Origin of the sequence: Paenibacillus radicis (ex Gao et al. 2016) (genome assembly GCF_014641555.1) — a bacterium.
Lineage (GTDB): Bacteria > Bacillota > Bacilli > Paenibacillales > Paenibacillaceae > Pristimantibacillus > Pristimantibacillus radicis.
The window spans coordinates 769,406-781,340 of record NZ_BMHY01000001.1; the positions used below are offsets into that span (position 1 = coordinate 769,406).

Below are 11,935 nucleotides of genomic sequence, written 5' to 3' on the forward strand. Positions count from 1 at the left end.
GTTTGACTTTGTCATTAAAATTATTTAATATATATGAATATGAATATCGGACAATGATGGAGAAAGTAGCCAATCCGGCCGGCGTCTAAAGCGATTCGGGGACAGTGTGAGCCCGAACAGGTCGATTAGTGAAAAGGCACTCCGGAGTCGTGTTGAACAAAGCGGATTTTCCTGCAGCCCTAGTAAGAGATGCTGCATAAAAGGAAAATCAAGTAGGGTGGAACCGCGGGAGCTCACAGCTCTCGTCCCTATGTCTGGAAGCAGGCGTAGCGACGGGAGCTTTTTTGCGTCTCTTGCAACGCCTAGCATTTTACGAAAAAGGAGCGGGGTCGGTTATGAATTTTCAAAATATGATATTGACGCTGCAGCAATTCTGGGCAGAACAGAACTGCATTCTCGTGCAGCCTTACGATGTGGAGAAAGGCGCCGGAACGATGAATCCAATGACATTTCTTCGTTCGATCGGACCAGAGCCATGGAACGTCGCTTACGTGGAGCCTTCCCGCAGACCAGCGGACGGGCGCTACGGCGAGAACCCGAACCGGCTGTATCAGCATCACCAGTTCCAAGTTATTCTTAAGCCATCGCCGGATAACATTCAGGAGCTGTATTTGGAAAGCTTGAAGCGGCTTGGCATCGACGCTAAGCATCATGATATCCGGTTCGTTGAAGACAACTGGGAATCACCAACGCTGGGCGCTTGGGGACTCGGCTGGGAAGTATGGCTTAACGGCATGGAAATTACACAGTTCACGTACTTCCAGCAAGTTGGCGGTATTGATGCGAATCCGGTAGCTGTTGAAATTACGTACGGCATGGAGCGTCTTGCTTCGTATATTCAGGAGAAAGAAAATGTGTTTGATCTGGAGTGGGTAGACGGCGTCACTTATGGCGATGTGTTCCTGCAGCCGGAATACGAGCATTCGAAGTACACGTTCGAAACTTCTGACGCTTCGATGTTGTTCTCGCTGTTTAATATGTACGAGGGAGAAGCGAAGAAATCAATAGAACATAAGCTTGTATTCCCGGCATACGACTATGTGCTGAAATGCTCGCACGCTTTCAACTTGCTAGATGCGCGCGGTGCGATTAGTGTGACGGAGCGTACTGGCTACATTATGCGTGTCCGCAATCTGGCCCGCGCTTGTGCGGCGACATATTTGGAAGAACGGGAAAGACTTGGATTCCCGCTGCTGAAGAAAGGAGTGGAGCAAAATGGCTAAGGATTTATTGCTGGAGATCGGACTGGAAGAAGTGCCCGCCCGTTTCGTACGCGGCGCGATAAACCAGTTGCAAGATAAGATGGTCAAATGGCTGGCAGATTCCCGAATCGGCCATCAAGCGGTTGAAGTGTTCGCTACACCGAGACGTCTTGCTGTAATCGTACACGGCTTGGAAGAGAAGCAAGCGGATGTTAATGAGCAAGTGAAGGGTCCTTCGCGTAAAATCGCATTGGATGATCAGGGCAACTGGAGCAAAGCTGCATTGGGCTTTGCCAGAAGTCAAGGCGTGGAGCCGGAGCAATTCTTTTTCCAAGAGCTTGCAGGCGTTGAATATGTCTACGCGAATAAAAGCAGCGTCGGTACGGAGACAGCTTCTGTCTTGTCCGAAGGTCTGACGAACCTGATTACGTCGATGTCTTTCCCGAAAAACATGCGTTGGGGCAATTACGAGCTGAAATTCGTCCGTCCTATCAAATGGATGATTGCGCTGTTCGGGCAAGATATCATTCCGCTTGAGCTTGCAGGCGTGAAGAGCGGCAACGTGACACGCGGGCACCGTTTCCTCGGTGGCGAGACCGTTGTCAATACGCCTTCGGAATATAAAGAGCGTCTTCGCGAGCAGCATGTCATAGCAGATGTAGCGGAGCGCGAAGCGCTGATCGTGTCGCAAATCAAACAGCTGGCGGAAGAGCAAAGCTGGGAAATTGCGATTAAAGAAGATTTGCTGGAGGAAGTGCTGTTTCTTGTTGAATACCCGAGCGTATTGTTCGGCAAATTCGATCCTTCCTTCCTGAACATTCCGCAGGAAGTGCTGATCACTTCCATGCGTGAGCATCAGCGTTATTTCCCGGTGCTTAATGCAGAAGGCCAGTTGCAGCCGTTCTTCGTCACTGTACGCAACGGTGACCGGACATCGATCGAGCAAGTGGCAAAAGGCAACGAGAAGGTGCTCCGCGCCCGTCTGTCCGATGCGAAGTTCTTCTATCAAGAGGATCAGAAGCTGGCGATTGCAGATGCGCTTGCCAAGCTGGAAAATATCGTATACCACGAGGAGCTTGGAACAGTTGCGGATAAAGTGCGGCGCATTCGCGACACGGCTGACCGTATCGCTAGCAAGCTGAGTGTAGATGCCGACACGGCAGCATTCGTCAGCCGCGCCGCCGATATTTGCAAATTCGATCTCGTGACACAGATGGTCTATGAGTTTCCAGAATTGCAAGGCATCATGGGTGAAGATTATGCGCTTAAAGCTGGTGAAAGCCAAACGGTTGCTCAGGCGATTAATGAGCACTATCAGCCCCGCTTTGCAGGGGATCAAGCGCCAGGCAGCTTGACCGGAGCGATCGTCAGCTTGGCTGACAAGATCGATACGATCGTTGGCTGTTTCTCGATCGGCATTATTCCGACGGGTTCCCAGGATCCGTATGCGCTGCGCCGTCAGGCTGCAGGTATCGTTCAAATCATTCTTGCGCAAGGCTTGAATCTGAAGCTGGAAGAGCTGTTTGAAGCCGCGCTTGCCGTTCATCAAGCCCGCGGTATGAAACGAAGCGAGGAAGAGGTACGTAAAGAATTGGGAGAGTTTTTTGCACTGCGTGTGAAAAACGTGTTGTCCGAGCAAAATGTACGTTATGACGTTGTAGATGCGGTTATGGCGTCGGGCTATGACGATCTTCGTCTGACTGTAGAAAGAGCAACGTTAATCCAAGCTTTGGCTGCTGGTCAAGAGCGTGCTGAATTCAAGCTGACGGTTGATGCTTTCAACCGTGTAAGCAACTTGGCTTCGAAAGCGACGACTCGTTCCGTCAATCCGGCCTTGTTCGCGGAAAATGCGGAAGGCGTTCTCCATGAAGCATGGAAGACGGCTCATCCAGCAGTTGTACAATCGTTTGCAGACGGCGATGTAGCCGCTGCACTTGCACAATTGTCGGCATTGAAAGAGCCGATTACCGGCTATTTCGATGGCGTTATGGTTATGGCGAAGGAAGACGATGTCCGGGAAAACCGGCTGGCAACACTGGCTTTAATTGCCGACGATATCGCAGGCATTGCCGATTTTGCCAAGCTGGTCTGGTAGCTTGATGCCTTTGTATGACGGGCGCTCAGGCGCTAATGAACCAATCAACGATGTCAGTCTCTCCGATTCGAAATTGAGGAGGTTGATGGAATGACGGCCAAGATGAATGAAGTAATTATTTATGTCATATCCGATGCAGCGGGCGATACGGGCGAACTCGTCGTCCGCGCAGCGGTTGCCCAATTCCATCCTCTGCATGCGGAGATCCGGCGCGCTCCATTCGTAACGGACATTCCGACGATCGAACGTTTCGTTCGGCTGGCGAAGGAAGCGGATGCGATTGTGCTGTACACGCTTGTCATCCCGCATTTGCGGGAAGGGCTTCGCAAGCTGGCTGAGCGGTATGGGGTTGTCTCCATCGATTTGCTTGGTCCGTTGATTGAAAACCTGGAGAGGCAAACGGGAAGACAATCAAGGCATGAGCCGGGATTGAATCATGTGCTCGATGAGGATTATTTCCGGAAAGTCGATGCGGTGGAATTTGCCGTCCGTTATGATGATGCCAAAGATCCGTCAGGTGTTCTTAAGGCCGATATCGTGCTCGTTGGCGTATCGCGAACGTCGAAAACGCCATTGTCGATGTATTTGGCTCATCAGAAGTATAAGGTGGCCAACATCCCGCTGGTGCCGGAAATCAAGCCGCCGCAAGAACTGTTCCTCGTTCCGCACCGGAAAATCATTGGATTGACGATCGGCGTTCCATACTTGAACATCATCCGTAAAGAGCGGTTAAAGGCGTTAGGACTTCCGAACAGTGCCTCTTATGCCGCAGAAGATCGGATTGAAAGAGAGCTCTTGTACGCCGAATCGATTATGAACCAGCTCGGCTGTGTCGTCATTGATGTCTCCCACCGGGCGGTAGAGGAGACGGCAAGTCTGATAATGGAGCATATTCGGGCATTCTAATGCTGATATGGCAGGAGTTTTCGATTATTTGCCGTATATATATAATTCGAACGAAAAAGAATGAGCGGTGATCCGAATGCAAGTCAGTAAACCGACTATTGTTGTCGACGGCGACGCTTGTCCTGTCAAAACGGAAATCGCGCAAGTCGCTCGGGCGTATGAAACTCCAGTGCTCATGGTCTCGTCTTATGATCATCGGCTTGAAGCTCAGCCAGGCGTAAGGGTCATACAGGTAGACAGCAGCGATCAATCTGTCGATCTGTATATCGTCAATCACATCGTGAAGGGTGATATTGTCATTACCCAGGACTTTGGGCTTGCTTGTATCGCGATTGGCAAAGGGGCTGTCGTATTGTCGAACCGCGGCGAGACTTACTCGGACGCCAACATCGATTATTTGATGGAACGCCGGCATGAGTCGGCAAAGAAACGGCGAGGCGGAGGCAAAACGAAGGGTCCTAAGGCTATGACTCAGGATGATCGGGACCGGTTTCAACAAAAGTTGACAAAAGTTTTACGCAACTTGCAGGAGAAAGAGGACATTTAGCGAATATTACTTACGTATTACTAGAGGTGATGAACGATGGCGACATACGGTAAAATACCGGAGGATGTCATTGAAGCGGTTCGCCGCCACCATGATATCGTAGATACGGTTGGAAAATACGTTCATCTCTCGAAGCAAGGCAAATATATGAAAGGGCTCTGTCCCTTCCATTCGGAGAAGACGCCTTCCTTTACCGTAACCCCGGAGCTGCAAATATTTCATTGCTACGGATGCGGTAAATCGGGGAATGTCATCCGATTTGTGGAAGAGCTCGAAGGTTATTCTTTTCCTGAAGCGGTTCGTGTGCTCGCAGAGGATGCGGGAATTCCCGTTACTTGGGCCGGATCGGACGGCAGTAAGCCGTCGGCGGAAGACACAGAGCGGACTGTCTTGATCGAGGCGCATGAATTGGCGGCCAAGTTTTACCATTATCTGCTGAACAATACGCAGCATGGCAAAGCAGCCAAAGATTACTTGCGCGAGCGAGGTTTGGGTGATAAACTAATCGATCATTATATGATTGGTTACGCCCCGGAGCAATGGGATACATTGAGCCGATTTTTGGACAATCGCAAATTTGATCCGGCATTGATGGAGAAGGGCGGCTTATTGTCGGCCAAGCATGACGGAAGCGGCTATGTCGACCGTTTTCGAAGCCGCATTATCTTTCCAATTTGGGATCGGGACGGTAAAGTAACAGCTTTCGCAGGACGCATCATCGGCGATGGGCAGCCGAAGTATTTGAACTCTCCGGAGACGATGCTGTTTACGAAAAGCCGTACCTTGTACAATTTGCATCATGCGCGGCCGGCCATTCGGAAGCGCAAGCAGGTCGTTATTTTTGAAGGGTATATGGATGTTATAAGATCTTGGAGCGCAGGCGTGAAAAATGGCGTTGCGACGATGGGAACGGCATTGACGGCTGAGCATTGCCAAATGCTCGGAAGGCAGGCGGATGAAGTCCTCATTTGTTATGATGGCGATGACGCTGGACAAGCCGCCGCAATGAAGTCGATTCCGATGCTGGAAGCGGCCGGAATGAGAGTCATGGTGTCCATGCTGCCGAAAGGCAAGGATCCAGACGAATACATTGCCGAATATGGCCCGGAAGCTTTTATGCGGGAAGCGATTGACGAGCCTGTCTCCGTAACAAAATTTAAGCTTATATATTCGAGAAAAAACCATATACTGCTAAAAGAAGAAGGACGGAAAAACTATCTGCTTGAAGCTGCTGGAATTGTGGCGGAGCTTGATTCAGCTATTGAACGCGAAATTTATTTGCAGGAATTGTCCCGCGAATTTGAAGTTCCTCTTGAGGTTTTGAAACAGGATTGTCTGATTAAGCATCAGGAACTGCAAAAAAAGAAGCCGCAAAGGGATAATAACGACAATTCGTGGAATAATGGTAGGAATGAAAATCGCCGTAAATCGGGTCCCCCTGCGGTATTGCCTGCTTACGTCAAGGCGGAGCGGCGTTTGCTGCACGTCATGATGCGTGACAGTGAAGTTGCCCAGACGGTACACGAACGATTAGGCGACGCGTTCAACATAGAGGATCATGCAGCGCTTGCTGCTTATTTATATGCATTTTATGCGCAGGGCTATGATCCGGATGCCGGCAGATTCATCGCTACCCTTCAAGACGAGCGTCTGGAGAGAGCGGCTGCCACTATTTTAATGATGGACGGCGATTTTCCCTTCAATGAAGACATACTGGCTGCCGATATACAAGATATCGTTAAAGTGCCGCAGTTGAGGGAAGTCGATCGGAAAAAAGAAGAAATGGTGCAGGCAGAGCGTGCCGGAGATCATCTGCTTGCTGCGCAAATGTCAATTGAGATTATAACCCTAGAAAGACAGCTTAAAGGACGACAGGACGATCGGTTCTAGGGAGGAGGGAGTCGGAAGATGGCGAATGATCAGCATACTGAACTAGAAGCCGAGCAAAGATTAGATCATGTAAAGGATCAGTTAATCGAACAAGGCAAGAAGAGAGCCTCTTTAACTTATAAAGAAATTATAGAGAAGCTTTCGCCTTTCGATCAGGATCCGGAACAGATTGATGAATTTTTCGAACAACTCGATGATTTGGGGATCGAGGTACTGAACGAAAATGATGAGGAGCGCGATAATCCGCTCCGCAGCAATGACGAACAAGAGAGAGAACAGGACGAATTTAATTTCGATGACGATCTGGCTCTTCCTCCGGGGATTAAAATCAACGACCCGGTACGGATGTACTTGAAAGAAATCGGACGTGTTCCGCTTCTTTCGGCAGATGATGAAATTGAATTGGCAAGAAGAATTGAGAATGGGGACGAGGAAGCGAAACGCAGACTTGCGGAAGCCAATCTCCGTCTCGTCGTCAGCATTGCGAAGCGTTATGTCGGTCGCGGCATGCTGTTCCTGGATTTGATTCAAGAGGGCAATATGGGCTTGATCAAAGCGGTTGAGAAATTCGATCACCAAAAAGGCTTCAAATTCAGTACGTATGCGACATGGTGGATTCGTCAAGCTATTACACGGGCTATTGCTGACCAAGCTCGGACGATCCGGATTCCGGTTCATATGGTGGAAACGATCAATAAACTGATTCGCGTTTCCCGTCAACTGCTGCAAGAACTTGGACGCGAACCGACGCCGGAAGAAATTGCGGCTGAGATGGAATTAAGCACGGACAAGGTTCGGGAAATTATGAAAATCGCACAAGAGCCAGTATCGCTCGAGACGCCTATCGGCGAAGAGGACGACTCCCATCTGGGCGACTTTATTGAGGACCAAGAAGCGCTTGCTCCTGCGGATGCGGCAGCTTATGAACTGCTTAAGGAACAGCTGGAGGATGTGCTCGACACGCTTACTGAGCGTGAAGAGAATGTGCTCAGGCTTCGTTTCGGTCTGGATGACGGACGTACGAGAACGCTTGAAGAAGTCGGTAAAGTGTTCGGTGTTACGCGCGAGAGGATTCGTCAGATTGAAGCGAAGGCGCTTCGCAAGCTTCGTCACCCTAGCCGCAGCAAACGGCTTAAAGATTTTCTCGAATAATGTATCGATACGACCTTCTGCTCATGCAGCAAGGTCTTTTTTTCCACAAAACCGAGAAGAGGAACTTATTCGGCCATGAATGAAGAGCGCAGGCAAATCATTGTGAAAGAAATCGAGCATTGGAGCAGAAGCAAACTATTGCCCGATCAATATTGTGATTTTTTATTAAATCTATATGCCGATCAGGAACAAAGGGAGCAGGATGGGAAAAAACCGAGAGCAAGACGCGAATCGTCTTATGCGGTTGCCAAAGCCTTAATGGCGGCACAACGTGCATCCGGTAAGTACTGGCTCCTTACATTTGGTTTTTTTACCTTAATTTCCTTTGTTGTGCTTTATTTTAACGCTTTTCATCCGCTATTGCAAATTGCCGTTTCACTCTTGGGCGTTTCCGGTTTGATGTGGGCTGGCAGCCGGATACGGCGGCGCAATGAAGCGGGCGGATTGGCTTTATCCGGCGCTGCTATGCTGCTTTTGCTAGGCTCAGGACTCTATATGCTGGAGCTGCATGAATTGACGGAATGGGGCTGGAAAACAGCTCTGCTAGCCTTTTGCGCCATATTTTGGATCATATACGGCATCGCAGCGAGAATTCAGACCTTCCATTTTTGCGGCTGGATTGCAGCTGTCTTAGTCTATGCCTGGCTGCTTTCCTCTTTCTTAGGAACGCCGTCCTGGTACGAGCCTCAGCTATACTGGCTGCCGATCGCCGGGATCTTCGGATGGGCTAGCTGGTTTATTCACCGGTTGTCCAAGCCGGTATCGGCTGTATTATTTGCGATGTGTGCAGTGCTCTGGTTCATGCCGGAGCTGTATGCGATGTTATTTATTGATGAACCGATTTTGCTGCAGATTCAACTGCTGTTAAAAATCGCGATTGGCGGAGGACTTCTGTTCTCCTTGCGAAAACAATGGATAGTGTGGGTTGCCTAATGTTAAAAATATCAAAACGTCTGCAGACGATTGCAGACTGCGTTACACCAGGCTCGCGTACGGCTGATATTGGCTCGGATCATGCGATGCTTCCGGTCTATTTGCTTCAGACGAATAAGGCTCCTTCGGCTATTGCCGGAGAGCTGAATCAAGGACCTTACGAGGCGGCGCGCAAGCAGGCTATGGATGCGGGACTGCTGAAGCGGCTTGATGTACGGCGCGGAGACGGTTTATCCGTCCTGCAGCCGGGAGAGGCCGATACGGTCACCATTGCCGGCATGGGCGGCGCTCTAATGAGCGACATCCTGGAAGCGGGATATGGACAAGGTAAGCTGGAAGGCGTTCGGGAGCTTGTGCTCCAGCCTAATGTAGGCGAGGATATCGTGCGCGGCTGGCTGATAAAGCGCGGCTGGTATTTGCAAGCCGAGTTTATTTTAGAGGAAGACGGTAAAATCTATGAAGTGCTTCATGCAGTGAAGCTGCAAGACGACCCCACGGGGGATGCTCTAACGGCTCTAGACGCGCGTCTCTATGACAGCTCCTTTTTACCTATAGAGATGAATGCTGAGCAAGGCAAAGCGCTGCTGCTGCAAATGGGGCCGCATCTGCTCCGCCAGCCTACTGATGTATTGGTAGACAAATGGCGTCTAGAGCTGGAGAAGCTGGAGAGAATTTGCGCGCAGCTGTCGCTTTCCGATCTGCAGCAAGCGAGTGAAAAAAGAGAGCAGTTTCGTGCGCAAATGAAAGCTATCGAGGAGGTGCTGCATTGTTTGCCAACGGTCAAACGGTCGTTCAGCTAATGGAGCAGCTTGCTCCTAAGCATTATGCAGTTGAAAATGATAAAATCGGCTTGCAATTAGGTTCGTTGAACAAAGAAGTGAAAAAAGTATTCGTGGCGCTGGACGTGACGGAAGAGGTGGTGGATGAGGCGATTGCTGCTGGTGCGGAGCTCATTATTGCTCATCATGCGATCATCTACCGCCCGCTGGCTAAATTGGATACTTCAACAGCTGCAGGCAAGCTTTACGAGAAGCTGATTAAGAACGATATCGCGGTGTACATCTCCCATACGAATTTGGATGTAGCCGACGGCGGTATCAATGATTGGATGGCAGACATGGTAGGCATCGTTCCGGAAGCTCGTCAATGCTTGGAAGAAGTACATACAGACAAGCTGTACAAGCTGGTTGTATTTGTACCGGAGAGCCATCACGAGACGGTGTTGAATGCAATGTTTCAAGCCGGTGCGGGAGCTATCGGCAATTACAGCAAGTGCAGCTTCAATATCGAAGGAACGGGCACATTTCTTCCGGGCGAAGGGACCACGCCGTTTATTGGAACGGCTGGCAAACTGGAGCGAACGGCAGAAATCCGTATCGAGACGATCGTTCCGCACAGCGTCCACCGCAAGGTGGTTCAAGCGATGTTGAAGGTACATCCTTACGAAGAGGTTGCCTATGACCTGTATGCCGTCGATTTAAAGGGGCGCTCCTTCGGTTTGGGACGAGCAGGCAAGCTAGAGGATGCCTTTACGCTTGGAGAGCTGGCTGACCGCGTCAAAGCGGTATTTGACGTGCCTATGCTGCGTCTGGTTGGTGATCCGGACCGGATTATTCGTAAAGCAGCTGTGCTGGGAGGCTCCGGGTCGAGGTACATTCGCCATGCGATGTTTGCCGGTGCCGATGTTCTCATTACCGGAGACATCGATTACCACACTGCACATGATGCGTTAGCTGCAGGGCTGGCGATTATTGATCCCGGACATAATGTGGAGAAAATAATGAAGCAGCGTGTTGCAGACTGGCTCAATGGCGAATTGGCGCAGCGTAAATATAAGACGACAGCAACGGCATCTGCCTTGAATACGGAGCCATTCCGCTTCGTTTAGCGTGAGTTTACGTTGAAAATATATTTGTAGTTGAGCTTTTGCTCAATACCTTGTATACTTATTCGTGCATCGGAAAGTTTGACAGACAATCGCTGGCGGCCTTGTTGCCGCGAGAGGAAAGTCCGGGCTCCAAAAGGCAGGATGCTGGATAACGTCCAGTCAGCGCGAGCTGAAGGATTAGTGCCACAGAAATGGACCGCCGATGGCCGGCTTTGCCGGCACAGGCAAGGGTGGAACCGTGGTGTAAGAGACCACGAGGAATGCAGGTGACTGCATACCTGGTAAACCCCATCTGGAGCAAGACCGAGAGAGCGCAGCAGCCTTGAGCTGCAGCCTTAGCCTGAGGCGCGTTCGGGTTGGTTGCTGGAGCCGTTCAGTAATGACCGGCCTAGATAGATGATTGTCGCTTCGTTCGTGGGAGGGTCGTTCCCGATTGAACCACTGGAAGTACAGAACCCGGCTTAAGGCAAACTTTCCGCACGGAACACAATCAAGCACCTCTTGGCGATTACGCCTGGAGGCTTTTTTGTGTTTTGCCTGCGGGAGTGGGGGATGAGGAGATTTTTTCGCTATCCAACCATGTGCAACAGATATATTGAAATAGGAGATGACATCATTTATGACCTTGTTCTATTATATAGCTTCGGCATATGAGCTGCCGACGGGCTCATTCGGGCAGAACAAAACTGTGATGACGCTTATGGATTATGTAACCCATGTGAATCCTGCGGCGAAGGAAGAACATTTTACAAAATTGATGCTGGAAAGAAACCCTCATAAACATATGGAGGTTTATGAGACGGAGGAGGATGCTGCCGGTTTATACATAACAGGGCCAATGACCGGACAAAACTATTCACATCTGTTCCAGCATCCTTATGTTTACCAAGTAAACGCTGAGATGGGTGACTTTAAGATAAATGATGAAATGAAGCAAACCCACTCTCTTTACTATCAAACAAGCAAAAAGTGCTTAACTGAATTGTTCGATTATTTGCGTGCGAATGTGAGAAGTGGAGAATATGTAGAACTGTTTTCTTGCTGGACAGATGGGCTGGACCGATTCAAGGACTCAGCTAAGAAAGAGCCGGATCTCGTTCTTGAGCTTTCAACCTTCCAGTTGGGAAGTGAATTTGAGTGGAAGGAACGTCAATACATCAAAGTAGTGCGATGAACAAACTCAATACATAAACCCCAGCGGAGCGAAACGAGTTCAGGCTGGCATTTCGATGATTCGTTTAATGTCACGAAGCGGGAGCGGAAGGGACAAGGAATCAAGAACGGCAGCATGAACCGATTCGCGCAGCGACGGGACCTCTTAC

General features: G+C 49.9%; 10 protein-coding genes and 1 other RNA gene. All 11 read left to right on the top strand.

The annotated features are described in order from the left end of the window. Window positions 1–335: 335 nt before the first annotated feature. Window positions 336–1,223, top strand: a complete 888-nt coding sequence (glyQ, locus tag IEX98_RS03310) for a glycine--tRNA ligase subunit alpha (protein WP_188887494.1) — start codon at window positions 336–338, stop codon at window positions 1,221–1,223. Continuing rightward, a complete protein-coding gene (gene glyS, locus IEX98_RS03315; RefSeq protein ID WP_188887495.1) occupies window positions 1,216–3,297 on the top strand; it encodes a glycine--tRNA ligase subunit beta in 2,082 nt (693 codons plus the stop codon). Before glyQ ends, glyS begins: the two co-directional genes overlap by 8 nt. A 90-nt stretch (window positions 3,298–3,387) precedes the next feature. Beyond that, window positions 3,388–4,203, top strand: coding sequence for a pyruvate, water dikinase regulatory protein (locus IEX98_RS03320; protein ID WP_188887496.1), 816 nt, complete (start codon window positions 3,388–3,390; stop codon window positions 4,201–4,203). 76 nt (window positions 4,204–4,279) lie between these two features. Next, window positions 4,280–4,750 (top strand): YaiI/YqxD family protein, encoded by a 471-nt coding sequence (locus IEX98_RS03325; RefSeq protein ID WP_188887497.1) that lies wholly within the window; start codon window positions 4,280–4,282, stop codon window positions 4,748–4,750. Window positions 4,751–4,786: 36 nt separating this feature from the next. Continuing rightward, the gene (gene dnaG, locus IEX98_RS03330) at window positions 4,787–6,640 is read left to right on the top strand and encodes a DNA primase (protein WP_188887498.1); all 1,854 of its coding nucleotides are present in this window, start codon (window positions 4,787–4,789) and stop codon (window positions 6,638–6,640) included. A gap of 18 nt (window positions 6,641–6,658) precedes the next feature. Next, window positions 6,659–7,792: an RNA polymerase sigma factor RpoD gene (gene rpoD / locus IEX98_RS03335; protein WP_188887499.1), complete on the top strand. Its 1,134-nt coding sequence runs from the start codon at window positions 6,659–6,661 to the stop codon at window positions 7,790–7,792. Between the two features lie 75 nt (window positions 7,793–7,867). Continuing rightward, entirely contained in the window at window positions 7,868–8,725 is an 858-nt protein-coding gene (locus IEX98_RS03340) for a hypothetical protein (RefSeq protein ID WP_188887500.1), read from the top strand. After that, window positions 8,725–9,525: a tRNA (adenine(22)-N(1))-methyltransferase gene (locus IEX98_RS03345; protein WP_188887501.1), complete on the top strand. Its 801-nt coding sequence runs from the start codon at window positions 8,725–8,727 to the stop codon at window positions 9,523–9,525. Before IEX98_RS03340 ends, IEX98_RS03345 begins: the two co-directional genes overlap by 1 nt. Continuing rightward, window positions 9,492–10,613: a Nif3-like dinuclear metal center hexameric protein gene (locus IEX98_RS03350; protein ID WP_188887502.1), complete on the top strand. Its 1,122-nt coding sequence runs from the start codon at window positions 9,492–9,494 to the stop codon at window positions 10,611–10,613. Before IEX98_RS03345 ends, IEX98_RS03350 begins: the two co-directional genes overlap by 34 nt. A 73-nt stretch (window positions 10,614–10,686) precedes the next feature. After that, an RNA gene (gene rnpB / locus IEX98_RS03355) (RNase P RNA component class A) lies at window positions 10,687–11,092 on the top strand. Window positions 11,093–11,232: 140 nt separating this feature from the next. Next, complete coding sequence (locus tag IEX98_RS03360; protein WP_188887503.1) at window positions 11,233–11,787, top strand: hypothetical protein; 555 nt, start codon at window positions 11,233–11,235, stop codon at window positions 11,785–11,787. The last annotated feature ends 148 nt before the right edge of the window (window positions 11,788–11,935 follow it).